The organism is Mangrovicella endophytica (genome assembly GCF_002893625.1).
Lineage (GTDB): Bacteria > Pseudomonadota > Alphaproteobacteria > Rhizobiales > Rhizobiaceae > Mangrovicella > Mangrovicella endophytica.
This window is the reverse complement of record NZ_PKMZ01000013.1, coordinates 1-13,444: the sequence shown is the minus strand read 5'-3', so window position 1 is coordinate 13,444 and position 13,444 is coordinate 1. Positions and strand designations below refer to the sequence as shown.

13 protein-coding genes are annotated in these 13,444 nt (G+C 66.9%); 11 read left to right on the top strand and 2 right to left on the bottom strand.

The window, feature by feature from the left end; translation table 11 throughout:
* The first annotated feature begins 55 nt into the window (after positions 1 to 55).
* The 3 genes from msrA to C0R46_RS18830 all read left to right on the top strand — a co-directional run bounded on the left by msrA (position 56) and on the right by C0R46_RS18830 (position 2,528).
* Positions 56 to 712: a peptide-methionine (S)-S-oxide reductase MsrA gene (gene msrA, locus C0R46_RS18840; RefSeq protein WP_102961221.1), complete on the top strand. Its 657-nt coding sequence runs from the start codon at positions 56 to 58 to the stop codon at positions 710 to 712.
* Positions 713 to 870: 158 nt separating this feature from the next.
* Positions 871 to 1,371, top strand: a complete 501-nt coding sequence (gene dps, locus C0R46_RS18835; RefSeq protein WP_102961220.1) for a DNA starvation/stationary phase protection protein Dps — start codon at positions 871 to 873, stop codon at positions 1,369 to 1,371.
* A 29-nt stretch (positions 1,372 to 1,400) separates the two neighbouring features.
* Entirely contained in the window at positions 1,401 to 2,528 is a 1,128-nt protein-coding gene (locus tag C0R46_RS18830) for an NAD(P)/FAD-dependent oxidoreductase (RefSeq protein ID WP_102961219.1), read from the top strand.
* Between the two features lie 167 nt (positions 2,529 to 2,695).
* Here C0R46_RS18830 and fsa read toward each other — a convergent pair whose 3' ends face one another.
* Complete coding sequence (gene fsa, locus C0R46_RS18825; protein WP_102961218.1) at positions 2,696 to 3,346, bottom strand: fructose-6-phosphate aldolase; 651 nt, start codon at positions 3,344 to 3,346, stop codon at positions 2,696 to 2,698.
* A gap of 110 nt (positions 3,347 to 3,456) precedes the next feature.
* Entirely contained in the window at positions 3,457 to 4,161 is a 705-nt protein-coding gene (locus C0R46_RS18820; RefSeq protein WP_102961217.1) for an SDR family oxidoreductase, read from the bottom strand.
* Positions 4,162 to 4,347: 186 nt separating this feature from the next.
* On the opposite strand from C0R46_RS18820, the gene C0R46_RS18815 reads away from it, so the two are divergent.
* The 8 genes from C0R46_RS18815 (at position 4,348) to C0R46_RS18780 (ending at position 12,484) form a co-directional block, all read left to right on the top strand.
* On the top strand, positions 4,348 to 6,540 hold the full coding sequence (locus C0R46_RS18815; protein ID WP_102961216.1) for a primosomal protein N': 2,193 nt from the start codon (positions 4,348 to 4,350) through the stop codon (positions 6,538 to 6,540).
* A 128-nt stretch (positions 6,541 to 6,668) separates the two neighbouring features.
* Positions 6,669 to 7,064: an AGROH133_08824 family phage infection protein gene (locus tag C0R46_RS18810; protein WP_102961215.1), complete on the top strand. Its 396-nt coding sequence runs from the start codon at positions 6,669 to 6,671 to the stop codon at positions 7,062 to 7,064.
* Between the two features lie 228 nt (positions 7,065 to 7,292).
* Positions 7,293 to 7,853 (top strand): F0F1 ATP synthase subunit delta, encoded by a 561-nt coding sequence (locus C0R46_RS18805; protein WP_102961214.1) that lies wholly within the window; start codon positions 7,293 to 7,295, stop codon positions 7,851 to 7,853.
* The gene (gene atpA / locus C0R46_RS18800; protein WP_102961213.1) at positions 7,853 to 9,385 is read left to right on the top strand and encodes a F0F1 ATP synthase subunit alpha; all 1,533 of its coding nucleotides are present in this window, start codon (positions 7,853 to 7,855) and stop codon (positions 9,383 to 9,385) included. The genes C0R46_RS18805 and atpA overlap by 1 nt, the downstream gene beginning before the upstream one ends.
* Positions 9,386 to 9,420: 35 nt before the next feature.
* Positions 9,421 to 10,305, top strand: a complete 885-nt coding sequence (locus C0R46_RS18795) for a F0F1 ATP synthase subunit gamma (protein ID WP_102961212.1) — start codon at positions 9,421 to 9,423, stop codon at positions 10,303 to 10,305.
* 103 nt (positions 10,306 to 10,408) lie between these two features.
* On the top strand, positions 10,409 to 11,881 hold the full coding sequence (gene atpD, locus C0R46_RS18790; protein ID WP_425349910.1) for a F0F1 ATP synthase subunit beta: 1,473 nt from the start codon (positions 10,409 to 10,411) through the stop codon (positions 11,879 to 11,881).
* A 2-nt stretch (positions 11,882 to 11,883) separates the two neighbouring features.
* Positions 11,884 to 12,087: an eL24 family ribosomal protein gene (locus C0R46_RS18785; protein ID WP_102961210.1), complete on the top strand. Its 204-nt coding sequence runs from the start codon at positions 11,884 to 11,886 to the stop codon at positions 12,085 to 12,087.
* A complete protein-coding gene (locus C0R46_RS18780; RefSeq protein ID WP_102961209.1) occupies positions 12,080 to 12,484 on the top strand; it encodes a F0F1 ATP synthase subunit epsilon in 405 nt (134 codons plus the stop codon). The genes C0R46_RS18785 and C0R46_RS18780 overlap by 8 nt, the downstream gene beginning before the upstream one ends.
* Positions 12,485 to 13,444: the final 960 nt, after the last annotated feature.

The window sequence follows — 13,444 nt, the reverse complement described above, 5'->3', positions numbered from 1 at the left end:
GATGCCACCTGTGCGCAGACTTGCCTGAAGCCGTCGTCAGGAGGACTCTTGCTGCATGACCCGACACCTGACACCGCCCCTTCGCTCCGCTGTTGCGGCTCTCGCCGTTCTCGCCGTCGCCACGTTCACCATTGCCTCGGCGGACAGAAGCCCGGCCACGGCGGCTGAAACCGGGACGGCGATCTTCGCCGGCGGATGCTTCTGGTGCGTGGAGTCCGACTTCGACCATGTCGATGGCGTGCTGGAGACGATCTCTGGCTATATCGGCGGAACGCTCGACAATCCGACTTATCAGGCAGTGTCTCGCGAAGACACCGGCCATCATGAGGCGGTGAAGATCACCTATGATCCCGAGAAGGTCTCCTATGAGAAGCTCCTGGAGGTCTACTGGCACTCCATAGATCCGACTGACGGCGGCGGGCAGTTCTGTGACCGCGGGCCATCCTATACCAGCGCGATCTTCACGCTGAGCCCACAGCAGCTGAAGCAGGCTGAAGCCAGCAAGGCGGCGGTGGAGAAGGAGCTCGGGCAGCCGGTCGCAACGACCATCCAGGCGGCGCCGACCTTCTGGCCAGCAGAAGGCTACCACCAGGATTACTACAAGAAGAACCCGTTGAAGTATCAGTATTACCGCTACGGCTGCGGTCGCAATGATACAGTGGAACGGGTGTGGGGTGACAGGGCTTTCAAGGGCCTGAAGGAACATAGCTGACCCGTACTCAGCCGGCCGATCCAGCAGGATCATAAAGCCGTAGTAAATTGAAACTATTTCTCGCCTCGTGAGGAACCGAGCTACGTCTGGTGGATTTCTCCGATGATCGCCTGCCGCACGGCTGCGGGCGCCCACTTGCACGACCCGAGGAGACGATCATGGCCAAGTCCGGCAAAGTCCTGCTGCACAGCACCAAGAACCCGCAGACCGAGAACCTGCGCACGGCGATGGTGGAGCTTCTGCAGAAGCATCTCGGAACGGCCGTCGACATCACCTACCAGACCAAGCAGGCGCACTGGAACGTGAAGGGCATGAACTTCATCGCCGTTCACAAGCTGTTCGACGAGTTGCACGAGAAGACAGAAGCCTATGTCGACGATATCGCCGAGCGCCTGACGGCTATGGGTGGACAGGCTCACGGCACCGTTCATGCTGCCGTCGAGAACTCCGTGCTTGAACCCTACCCGCTCGATCTCGTGAAGTCCGAGGACCATCTACGCCGCCTCGCCGACTCCTATGCCAAATGGAGCGAGGCCGTGAAGGCGGGCATCGACGAGGCCGAAGAGGCGGGCGATGCGCTGACCGCCGATCTCCTGACCCAGGTCGGCCGCGACCTCGACATCTCGCTCTACTTCCTGGAGAGCCACTTCCAAGGCTGATCCTGCCGAAGCCGGGAGCGGTCCCGCCGATGAGCCCAACCGCGTCTGGCCTTTACTCTGCGGAAGCAGCTGTATCATACCGGGCCGTGGTGCTGGTCGGCGGCGGCCACGCCCATCTCGGCGTACTCGAACGGGCGCCGGCGTTTAGGCAAAGAGGCGCCCGGCTGATCCTCATCGATCCCGGGCGGTTCTGGTATTCGGGCCGTGCCGCCGGACTTCTCGGCGGGCGGTTCTCCCCCGACGAAGCCTCAATCGGCCTTGCTGCACTGGCGCAGCGCCGTGGCGCCGCGCATGTCGCTGCCAAGGTAACCGACCTCGATCGGGCAAAACGGCGCGTGCATCTCTCCGACGGCAGCGCCCTCCCTTACGACTTCGTCTCTTTCGCGATCGGCAGCCGCACGCACAGCCCGTGGCCGCTGGATGACGTCGCGATCGCCGGCGTGAAACCGGTCGGGACGCTGGTCAGGCTGCGCGAGCGGCTACTTGCCGAGCGGCCCGGCCGCATCGTCGTGATCGGCGACGGCGCCTCGGCGGCGGAGATCACCGGCAATCTCCTGCATCTCCTCCAGGCGACCAGTTGCGCGGTGACGCTAATTGGCGCGGCACCCCGCCTCTTGCCAGGCGTGCCGGCTGGGCTCGCGACGATGGTGGAGCGAAGCCTCGCCGGCCGCGGCGCCGACATCCGACTCGGCCTTCCCGTCAAGACGATCAAGGCAAGCGGCGCAGTGCTGGCAGATGGCAGTTGCATCGCCGCCGACAGAGTCATCGTCGCAACCGGTCTCGAAGCCGAGCCGCTGGTGTCGGGGCTCGGTTTGCCGACGCAGGATAGCGGGCTGCTGGTGGACGCGACCCTGCGCTCCGTGGCGGACGAACGTGTCTTCTCCGCCGGGGACTGCGCTGCGCTCGCCGGGCACCGCCTGCCCAAGCTCGGAGTCTATGGCGTCAGGGAGGCGCCGGTGCTCAGTGATAATCTACTGGCGGCGCTGGATGGTGGACCGCTCCGAGCCTATCGGCCGCAGCGCCACGCGCTCGCCATCCTCGATCTCGCCGATGGCCGCGGCTATGCCGCGCGCGGACGCCTGTGGTGGCACGGCCGCTCGGCGCTCCGGCTGAAGAGCTGGCTGGACGGGCGGTTTCTCGCCCGCTACCGCGCCTGACCCACCTGCCGCCTGAAGTGACCGCAACTGAGCCCCAGCAACCATCGTCGGACGCAGGACGGCACGCCGCCGCACACGCATCGCCCAATGGCATGATGTGCCGGAGCCGACCGCATCACGGTTCAAGCCGTGACGCGCTCCTCGCTCCGTCGCCGGATGGCCTGCCGTCAGATCGTCTGGCCGGTCTTCTTCCAGTCGGCCAGGAAGGTCTCGAGGCCCTTATCGGTCAGCGGATGCTTGACCAGGGAGCGGAGCGTCGCCGGCGGAACGGTCGCAACGTCAGCGCCGATCAGTGCGGCCTCGCGTACATGGTTCAGCGTACGGATCGAGGCGGCCAGGATCTGCGTGTCGAACTCGTAATTGTCGAAGATGCGGCGGATGTCGGCGATCAGCTGCATGCCGTCGATGTTGATGTCGTCGAGGCGCCCAATGAAGGGCGAGACATAGGTTGCGCCGGCCTTGGCCGCGAGCAGCGCCTGCGTCGCCGAGAAGCAGAGCGTGACATTGGTCTGGTGGCCTTCGTCGGTGAGATGCTTGCAGGCCTTGAGACCGTCCAGCGTCAGCGGCAGCTTGATGCAGACATTATCGGCAATGGCAGCGAGCACCTTGCCCTCGCGGATCATCTCGGCGGCGTCCGTCGCCGCGACCTCGGCGGAGACCGGGCCGTCCGTCACCTTGCAGATGTCGGCGATGATCTCGGTCATCGGCCGGTTGGCCTTCATGATCAGCGACGGGTTAGTGGTCACGCCGTCGATCAGCCCGGCTTCGCTGAGCTCCTTGATGTCGGCGATGTCGGCGGTGTCGACGAAGAACTTCATGGCGCGTGATCCTTGATACCGGTCCAATGACGGCCGCGCGTGACAGCCGGCCGCCGTTGCGCCATCCCTTAGAGCCTTTCACGCATCTGTTAAAGCTTCCGGTGGCACCGCTACACCGATCGCGTGATGCCGCCGTCGATGCGAATGTTCTGGCCGGTGATGTAGCTCGAGCGGTCAGACGCCAGGAAGGCGATCAGTTCGGAGACCTCGTCCGTGCGCCCGTAGCGCCCCATCGGAATGCGGTCGCGGCGCTCAGCATTTTCCGGCAGGCTGTCGATATAGCCGGGCAGCACGTTGTTCATGCGGATGGCATCGGCCGCATACTGGTCGGCGAAGAGTTTCGTGAAGGCAGCGAGCCCCGCCCGGAAGACGCCCGAAGTCGGAAAGGCGGCCTCCGGCTCGAAGGTCGCATAGGTCGAGATGTTGACGATCGATCCCGAGCGTTGCGCCTGCATCACCGGCGTCACCAGCCGTGCCATGCGGATGACGTTGAGGAGGTAGAACTCCATGCCTCTCTGCCAATCGTCATCGCTGATCGAGAGGAGCGGTCCCTTCGGCCCGTGGCCGGCGCTGTTGACGACGGCGTCGATGCGGCCCCAGCGCTCCATCACCGCTGACACCAGCCGATCGAGGTCGGCGACATTCTGGTTTGAACCGGTCAGGCCAAGGCCGCCGAGTTCGCCCGCCAGCGCCTCGCCCTTGCCGGAAGAGGACAGGATCGCCACCTGAAACCCATCGGTGGCCAGCTTCCGGGCCGCATCTGCGCCCATGCCGCTGCCGCCGCCAACGATGATCGCGACCTTCGTATCTGCCATGCTGCGGCTCCTTTATGCTGGTGCGGCGCCGGCGCGATTCGCCTGTAGTGCAAGCACCGGGGCCGCGGTGGCCGTGAAAATGGGACTGGTGCCGGCGAAGGCGAGCGCCGTCATACGAGCGCGATCATGCCGGCACCGGCCGATATGGACGGCCGTGGCACGAGCAAGGATTGATTCAGGCAGGGCATGGACGCAGTCACGGGCCAGCTTTTCGCGATCCGCACCGTCCCGGTTCTCGTGCCGTTGCCGGCCGAGCGCCCCTATTCCTATGCAGTGCCGGACGGGATGGCTGTCGAGCCAGGCTCGATCGTGCAGGTGCCGCTCGGACCCCGGCAAGTCGCCGGCGTCGTCTGGGACGGCCCCGGCGAAGCGGTCGATCCGAAGAAGCTGCGCGCCATCACGCAGGTCTTCGACTGCCCGCCGCTCGATGTCTCGATGCGCCGCTTCATCGACTGGGTCGCCGACTACACCGTCTCGCCGCCCGGGCTCGTCGCGCGCATGGCGCTGCGCGCGCCGGCGGCCTTCGACCCCGAGCCCTGGATCGACGGGTTCCGCCTGACAGGTGACCGGCCGGACCGGATGACGGCGGCGCGCGAGCGCGTGCTCGCCGCCGCCGAGGATGCGCCGGCCTGGTCGCGCTCGGGCCTTGCCCACGCCGCCGGCGTCTCGATCACCGTGGTCGACGGGTTGATCCGCCACGGCGCCTTCGAAGCCGTGCGGCTGCCGCCACCGCCGGCTGTCGCGGAGCCCGACACGACCTACGGTCGCGCCGATCTGAGCCCCGCCCAGGCTGAGGCAGCCGCCGGCCTCACCGCGGCAGTGGATGCCGGCGGCTTCTCTGCGGTCCTCCTCGAAGGCGTCACCGGCTCCGGCAAGACGGAGGTCTACTTCGAGGCAGTCGCGAGAGCCCTGGAGGCCGGCCGGCAAGTGCTGATCCTCCTGCCGGAGATCGCGCTGACGCAGGGCTTCATCGACCGCTTCCATGCCCGCTTCGGCGCACCGCCGGCCGAATGGCATTCCGACGTGCCACCGAAGATGCGGGAGACGATCTGGCGCCAGGTTGCGGAAGGCCGGGTCCGGGTCGTTGCCGGCGCCCGCTCGGCGCTGTTTCTTCCATTCAAGGAGCTCGGCCTCGTCGTCGTCGACGAGGAGCACGATCCTGCCTACAAACAGGAGGACCGCACCGTCTACCATGCCCGCGACATGGCAGTGGTGCGCGGCTCGATCGGCGGCTTCCCGGTGATCCTCGCCTCCGCGACGCCCTCGCTGGAAAGTCGGGTGAATGCCGCAAGCGGGCGCTACAGCCATGTCGGACTCAGCGGCCGTTTCGCGGAAGCCGCGCTGCCGGATCTGTCGCTTGTGGACCTGCGGCGCGCGCCGCCGAGCCGCGGCCGCTTCGTCTCGCCCGTTCTTCTCACCGCCATACACGAGACGGTCGCGCGCGGCGAACAGGCGCTGCTCTTCCTCAACAGGCGCGGCTATGCGCCGCTGACGCTCTGCCGCGCCTGCGGTCATCGTTTTCAGTGCCCCTCCTGCTCGACATGGCTGGTCGACCATCGCCTGCGCGGCACGCTGCAGTGCCACCATTGCGGCTTCGCCGTGGCGCGCCCGGAGGCATGCGTGGAATGCGGCACGCTTGACCATCTCGTCGCCTGCGGCCCCGGCGTTGAGCGCGTGGCGGAAGAGATGCTGCAGACCTTCCCGCAAGCGCGGACGATCCTCCTCTCCTCCGACTTGCCGGGCGGTGCGCGGCGGCTGCGGCGCGAACTGGACGCCATCGCGGAGGGCGAGGCGGATATCGTGATCGGAACGCAGCTTGTCGCCAAGGGGCACCACTTCCCGCTGATGACGCTGGTGGGCGCCGTGGATGCCGATCTCGGCCTGTCCAACGGCGATCCGCGCGCCGCCGAGCGCACCTTCCAGCTCCTCCATCAGGTCACCGGCCGCGCCGGGCGGTCGGGGCGCCGCAGCCGCGGCCTGATCCAGACCTATCAGCCGGAGCATCCTGTCATGCAGGCGATCGTCTCGGGCGACGCCGACCGCTTCTACGAGCGCGAGACGATCGAGCGCGAACGCGCCGGCCTGCCGCCTTTCGGCCGCCTCGCCAGCGTCATCGTCTCCGCCAATTCGCGGAAAGAAGCCGAGGACCACGCCCGCGAGCTGCGCCGTGCCGCCCGCGAGGATGATGGGATCGAGGTGCTCGGCCCGGCCGAGGCGCCGCTCGCTGTCCTGCGCGGACGCCACCGGTTCCGCCTGCTCTGCCAGGGCAGCCGGCGTGCGCCAATGCAGGCCTTCCTGCGCCGCATGGTCGCGGAGGCGCCGCCGCCGCGCGGCTCAGTGCAAGTACAGATCGATGTCGATCCGCAGAGCTTCCTGTGACCGCGCCGAGGGACCGACGCCCTGCCGCTCCCGAGCTTGCCGCCCAGCAGCGTGACACGGCGACGCTTCCGTAGCCGTCCTCCGGCTTCTATAAGGCCGCTCCAGCCCGTCTGACCCGAGGAAATGCCATGGAATTCGCCCTGCCGCAGACGACGGTCGACCTCCTGCCCTTCCTGTCGGCCTGTATTACCGTCTTGCTCGGGCTGTTTGCCTTGCTGATGCCACGCACGGTACTGCGCCTGCTCGGCCTTAACCCGCCGGCCGGACGGCTCGCCATTTCAACGGAAGTCCGCGCCATGCTCGGCGGCTTTCCACTTGGCGTCGGTCTCTGCGGTGTCTTCTTCTTCGACCAGCCGGTGGCCGAGCTGATCCTCGGGGCGGCCTGGCTGTTCGCGGCCGGGGGCCGCCTCCTGTCGCTCATCTTCGACCGGATGCTGATCCCACGCACCCTCCTCATGATGATCATCTCGCTGGTTCTTGCGGCCATGCCGCTCGCCGTTGCGCTTGGCTTCGTCAGCTACTGATCCCATGCCGCACGCGCATGGCAGGGATAAAGGCTCCAAAAGCGCGCAAACGGCGTGTTGTCGCGGCGAAAACGCTATGCTAGACGGGGCCGAACTCGAGGGACAGGGCGGTGCCGGGCAGCCGCTGTTTCCCCGCGAAAATTCAACGCATCCAAGGTTTTGACACGGGCTCCTTCATTGGAACCGCGACGGCCTTGGAGACAGGAACGAGAAGAGAAACGGCACTCCGTGGCACAATCATCCTCTCCCGTCTCGGGAGTCGCAGACCGCTACGCCCAGTCCCTGTTCGAGCTCGCACGCGATGAAGGCTCGATCGACACCGTCGAGTCCGAGCTTTCGGCCTTCCAGACCTTGATCGACGAGAATGCCGACTTCCGGCGTCTCGTCGAAAGCCCCGCCTTCACCTCCGACGATCAGCTGAAGGCGATCGAGGCGGTGGTCGCCGCGGTGCAGCCCGGTGCCCTCACCGGCAACTTCCTGAAGGTGATCGCCTCCAACCGGCGTCTCTTCGTCCTATCGGCCATCGTCAAGCGCTTCCGCGCTCTTGCCGCAGCCCATCGCGGTGAGGTCGAGGCGGAAGTGGTCAGCGCCCATCCTCTCAGCGACAGCCAGCGTTCCGAGCTGTCGCAGGCGATCGCCGCCTATGCCGGCAAGACCGTCACCATGCGCGAGAGCGTCGATCCCGCCATCCTCGGCGGCCTCGTGGTCCGTATCGGATCGCGCCAGATCGACACCTCGATCCGAACCAAGCTCAATTCCCTTAAGCTCGCACTGAAAGAGGTCGGCTGATGGACATCCGCGCTGCGGAAATCTCCGCGATCCTGAAGAACCAGATCAAGAATTTCGGCACGCAAGCTGAAGTCTCCGAGGTTGGACAGGTCCTTTCGGTCGGCGACGGCATCGCCCGCGTCTATGGTCTCGACAACGTCCAGGCGGGCGAGATGGTCGAGTTCCCGGGCGGCGTGCGCGGCATGGCGCTGAACCTCGAATCCGACAATGTCGGCGTCGTGCTGTTCGGCTCCGATCGTGAGATCAAGGAAGGCGACACGGTCAAGCGCACCGGCGCCATCGTGGAAGTGCCGGTCGGCAAGGGCCTTCTCGGCCGCGTCGTCGACGGCCTCGGCAACCCGATCGACGGCAAGGGTCCGATCGTCGGCGCCGAGATGCGTCGCGTCGACGTCAAGGCGCCCGGCATCATCCCGCGCAAGTCGGTGCACGAGCCGATGGCGACGGGCCTGAAGTCGATCGACGCGCTGATCCCGATCGGCCGCGGCCAGCGCGAGCTGGTCATCGGCGACCGCCAGACTGGCAAGACCGCCATCCTGCTGGACACCTTCCTGAACCAGAAGCCCGCGCATGACGCTGGGGCCGCGGAGAAGGACAAGCTCTACTGCATCTACGTCGCCATCGGGCAGAAGCGCTCCACCGTCGCGCAGTTCGTGCGCGTCCTCGAGGAGCGCGGCGCGATGGAGTACTCCATCGTCATCGCCGCGACGGCCTCCGATCCGGCCCCGATGCAGTACATCGCGCCCTTCGCCGGCTGCGCCATGGGCGAGTATTTCCGCGACAACGGCATGCATGCCGTGATCGCCTATGACGACCTGTCCAAGCAGGCCGTCTCCTACCGCCAGATGTCGCTCCTGCTCCGCCGCCCGCCGGGCCGCGAAGCCTATCCGGGCGACGTCTTCTACCTGCATTCGCGGCTGCTCGAGCGCGCGGCGAAGATGGGCGATGCCCATGGCGCCGGCTCGCTGACCGCCCTGCCCGTTATCGAGACGCAGGCCGGCGACGTGTCGGCCTACATCCCGACCAACGTGATCTCGATCACCGACGGCCAGATCTTCCTTGAGACCAACCTGTTCTACCAGGGCATCCGCCCGGCGGTGAACGTCGGCCTCTCGGTCAGCCGCGTTGGCTCGTCCGCGCAGATCAAGGCGATGAAGCAGGTGGCCGGCTCGATCAAGGGCGAGCTCGCGCAGTACCGCGAGATGGCGGCCTTCGCGCAGTTCGGCTCCGATCTCGATGCCGCGACGCAGCGCCTGCTCAACCGCGGCGCGCGCCTCACCGAGCTTCTGAAGCAGCAGCAGTTCTCGCCGCTGAAGACGGAAGAGCAGGTCGCGGTGATCTTCGCGGGTACGCAGGGCTACCTCGACAAGCTGCGCGTCGATCAGGTCGGCGAGTTCGAGCAGGGACTGCTGGCTTCGCTGCGCACCGAGAACAAGGCGGTGCTCGACCAGATCGCCGCCGACAAGGCGATCAGCGACGACACCCGCGCCAAGTTGAAGGCCGCGATCGACCAGTTCGCCAAGTCCTTCGCCTGATCGAGATCGAAGCGGCCGGAGACAGCGCTTAAGCCATGGCATCCCTCAAGGATCTGCGGAACCGCATCGCGTCGGTCAAATCAACGCAGAAGATCACCAAGGCCATGCAGATGGTCGCCGCGGCGAAGCTGCGCCGCGCCGAGGAGGCCGCGCAGGCGGCCCGGCCCTATGCCGAGCGCATGGCGGCGGTTCTCGGCAACATCGCAGGTGCGATGGAAGGTGATGCTCCGGCGCTGATGAGCGGCACGGGCAAGGACGACGTGCATCTGCTCGTCGTCTTCACGGCCGAACGCGGCCTGTGCGGCGGCTTCAACTCGTCGATCGTCAAGCTGGCGCGCCAGCACGCCCGGCAGCTCGAGGCGGCCGGCAAGCGCGTCAAGTTCATGGTCGTCGGCAAGAAGGGCTGGGACCTGATGCGCCGCGATCTCGGGCCGAAGGTCGCCGAGCGCAGCGACCTGCGCGAGGTCAAGCAGGTGGGCTTCGCCAATGCTGACGCGATCGGCGAGCGGATCATCCGCATGTTCGAGGCCGGCGAGTTCGACGTGGCGACGATCTTCTTCTCCAAGTTCGAGAACGTCATCACCCAGGTGCCGACCGCCAAGCAGATCATCCCTGCGGCGGTGGAGACCAGCGCCGGCGCGGCGACGGGTACGACGGCGGGCGGCGCGGTCTACGAGTACGAGCCGGAGCCCGGCGAGATCCTCGCCGACCTGATCCCGCGCAACATCAAGATCCAGGTCTTCCGGGCGCTCCTGGAGAACGGTGCGTCCGAACAGGGCGCCCGCATGAGCGCCATGGACAATGCCACCCGCAATGCCGGCGACATGATCGACCGTCTGTCGATCTCCTACAACCGGCAGCGCCAGGCGCAGATCACCACCGAGCTGGTCGAGATCATTTCGGGCGCCGAGGCGCTTTAGGCATCAGCCTGACGGGCCGTCGGCCCGCCGCAGCGTTTTGGCGCAGCGGACCCCGTGGACATACGGAGCCTGACGGTCGACGCAGACCGACGGCGCTCCGAGCATCGAGAGGAGGCCAAGCGTGGCTGACAGCATCCAAACCGGCGGTCCAAGCGGCCGCGTCGCGCAGGTCATCGGCGCCGTCGTTGACGTCGAGTTCGACGGCCATCTGCCGGCGATCCTGAACGCGCTCGAGGTGAACAACAACGGCAACCGCCTCGTCCTCGAGGTGGCCCAGCATCTCGGCGAGAACACCGTCCGCACCATCGCCATGGACCTGACCGAAGGTCTGGTGCGCGGCCAGGCCGTCACCGACACCGGCGCGCCGATCGAGGTTCCGGTCGGCGACGGCACGCTCGGCCGCATCATGAACGTCATCGGCGAGCCGATCGACGAGGTCGGGCCGATCCAGTACGAGACCAAGCGCGGCATCCACCAGCCGGCGCCGCCCTATATCGAGCAGAACCCGGAATCGCAGATCCTCGTCACCGGCATCAAGGTCATCGATCTGCTCGCGCCCTATGCGCGCGGCGGCAAGGTGGGCCTGTTCGGTGGCGCCGGCGTCGGCAAGACCGTGCTGATCCAGGAGCTGATCAACAACGTCGCCAAGGCGCATGGCGGCTACTCCGTCTTCGCCGGCGTCGGCGAGCGCACCCGCGAGGGCAACGATCTCTACCACGAGATGATCGAGTCCGGCGTGAACAAGGACCCGCACGAGAACAACGGCTCGACCGTCGGCTCAAAGGCGGCCCTCGTCTATGGCCAGATGAACGAGCCGCCGGGCGCCCGTGCCCGCGTCGCCCTGACCGGCCTCACCATCGCCGAGAGCTTCCGCGACCAGGGTCAGGACGTTCTGTTCTTCGTCGACAACATCTTCCGCTTCACGCAGGCGGGCGCCGAAGTGTCGGCGCTGCTCGGCCGTATCCCGTCGGCGGTGGGCTATCAGCCGACGCTGGCGACCGATATGGGCGCCATGCAGGAGCGCATCACCACGACGACCAAGGGTTCGATCACCTCGGTGCAGGCGATCTACGTGCCCGCCGACGACCTGACCGACCCGGCGCCGGCGACCTCCTTCGCCCACCTCGACGCTCGTACGGTTCTGAACCGCGCGATCTCCGAGAAAGGCATCTACCCGGCGGTGGATCCGCTCGACTCGTCCTCGCGCATGCTGCAGCCCTACATCGTCGGCGAAGAGCACTACGAGGTCGCCAACAAGGTCCAGCAGATCCTGCAGCGCTACAAGTCGCTCCAGGACATCATCGCCATTCTGGGCATGGACGAACTGTCCGAAGAGGACAAGCTGACGGTGGCGCGCGCCCGCAAGGTCGAGCGCTTCCTCTCGCAGCCCTTCTTCGTCGCCGAGGTGTTCACCGGCTCGCCGGGTCAGCTGGTGCCGCTGGAGGACACGATCAAGTCCTTCAAGGGCCTCGTCAACGGCGAATACGACCACCTGCCGGAGGCGGCCTTCTACATGGTCGGCTCGATCGAGATGGCGATCGAGAAGGCCCAGCGCCTCGCCGCCGAGGCGGCCTGATCATGAGGGATGGCCGCGAGGATCTGGCGATCGAAGCGGCCGTCAACGACGCATGTCCCTGGTCGGGGAAGCCGGTGAGCCCGGACTCCCTGACGAGGTACAAGGATGTGGTGGTCGGGTTCTGCAATCCCGGTTGCCGCGACAAGTTCGAAACGGCCGTCGAGCACTTCGAGGCCGCGATCAGCAGGCGGACGGCACATGGCTGACAGCTTCTCCTTCGACCTCGTCTCCCCGGAGCGCCTGCTTCTCTCCGAGCCGGCGACGGCTGTCCTCGTGCCGGGCACCGAGGGCTACTTCACGGTCATGGCGCGCCACGCGCCGCTGATGACGACGGTGAAGCCCGGCGTCGTCGTCGCCACCATGGCGAATGGCAGCGAGCGCCGCATCTTCGTCCAGGGGGGCTTTGCCGACATCAACGAGAACGGCCTGACGCTGCTCGCCGAACGCGCCACGCGCGTCGAGGATCTCGACATGGCCGAGATCGACAGCCAGATCCGCAATGCCGAGGAAGACCTTGCCGACGCCAAGACGGCCGAGGCAAGATCGCGCGCCGAGCTGACCCTGTCGCAGCTGCGCGACGTGCGGAGCGCGCTCGGCGCCTGATCGCCGGACTTCCCGCCGCCGCCGCAGGCCAGCCGCAGGCCGGCTTTTTGACTGCAGTCGCGGTTGAGGACACCGGTCCTCATGGTGCCGCCTGACCCTTTGGCGCAGCGGCGGCCGACCTGCGGCGCCCTGTCTACCATCTTTTGTCCACTTCGAACTCAGCCCTCTGATAACCGGATCGCTCGCGCTCCATGATGCTGAGCGAGCTGACGCGGTGCCGCCGCGTGACGGCGTCCTTCTGCATCTCGATCGTGGACTGGCTGGCCTGCGGCAGGCACGTCCAACATCGATCCCGTCGCTGCAATTCGGCATGGACGACGTGGGATCGTGGGAAGCGCTGATGTCCTCGATTACCGACGCGCGGAAGTGCTCCCGCGGCCGGTGGCTGCGGCGGGATTTTGCGATGAGCGGCGAAGCGCCGGAGGCAAACCCTCTGAGTTATGGATATGTCGGCTCGCCTCCGGCGCTCCGCACGGGATTTGGCACCCGTCTTCACCCTGATCCCCGCCCTTAAGCTCCTCGCCTTTCGGCTCGTCGCTGGCGGGGACGGGGTCTCTGCCCCGCCCTTAAGCGTCGCAGCTGACGCTGCTCGCTGGCGGGGACGGAGCCTCTGCCCCGCCCTCAAGCGTCGCAACTCGCGCTGCTCGCTGGCGGGGACGGAGTTTTTGCCCCGCCCTTAAGCGTCGCAGCTCGCGCTGCTCGCTGGCGGGGACGGAGCTTTTGCCCCGCCTTTAAGCTTCGCAGCTGACGCTGCTCGCTGGCGGGGACCCCTTGGGCGGCTGCCGGCGCTTCCCGGGTTGCCCCGGTTAAACGGACCGATCCGTAGTCCCCTCCTAGTGGGGGACGGGCCGGCGGAGCCTGACGGGCGTCCGGGCCGAAACCCCTCCGGAAGGGGCTCTGGCGCAGACACCGCCCGCCAGCCCTTCGAGTGATCCCGGTGATCATTCGCGCCCATCCGAA

Excerpts from the sequence above, each read along its gene's own strand:
- C0R46_RS18795 (WP_102961212.1), top strand. The coding sequence starts at position 9,421 with ATGGCATCCCTCAAGGATCTGCGGAACCGCATCGCGTCGGTCAAATCA.
- C0R46_RS18810 (WP_102961215.1), top strand. The coding sequence starts at position 6,669 with ATGGAATTCGCCCTGCCGCAGACGACGGTCGACCTCCTGCCCTTCCTG.
- C0R46_RS18820 (WP_102961217.1), bottom strand. The coding sequence starts at position 4,161 with ATGGCAGATACGAAGGTCGCGATCATCGTTGGCGGCGGCAGCGGCATG.
- C0R46_RS18780 (WP_102961209.1), top strand. The coding sequence starts at position 12,080 with ATGGCTGACAGCTTCTCCTTCGACCTCGTCTCCCCGGAGCGCCTGCTT.
- msrA (WP_102961221.1), top strand. The coding sequence starts at position 56 with ATGACCCGACACCTGACACCGCCCCTTCGCTCCGCTGTTGCGGCTCTC.
- atpA (WP_102961213.1), top strand. The coding sequence starts at position 7,853 with ATGGACATCCGCGCTGCGGAAATCTCCGCGATCCTGAAGAACCAGATC.
- C0R46_RS18830 (WP_102961219.1), top strand. The coding sequence starts at position 1,401 with ATGAGCCCAACCGCGTCTGGCCTTTACTCTGCGGAAGCAGCTGTATCA.
- C0R46_RS18785 (WP_102961210.1), top strand. The coding sequence starts at position 11,884 with ATGAGGGATGGCCGCGAGGATCTGGCGATCGAAGCGGCCGTCAACGAC.
- dps (WP_102961220.1), top strand. The coding sequence starts at position 871 with ATGGCCAAGTCCGGCAAAGTCCTGCTGCACAGCACCAAGAACCCGCAG.
- fsa (WP_102961218.1), bottom strand. The coding sequence starts at position 3,346 with ATGAAGTTCTTCGTCGACACCGCCGACATCGCCGACATCAAGGAGCTC.
- C0R46_RS18815 (WP_102961216.1), top strand. The coding sequence starts at position 4,348 with ATGGACGCAGTCACGGGCCAGCTTTTCGCGATCCGCACCGTCCCGGTT.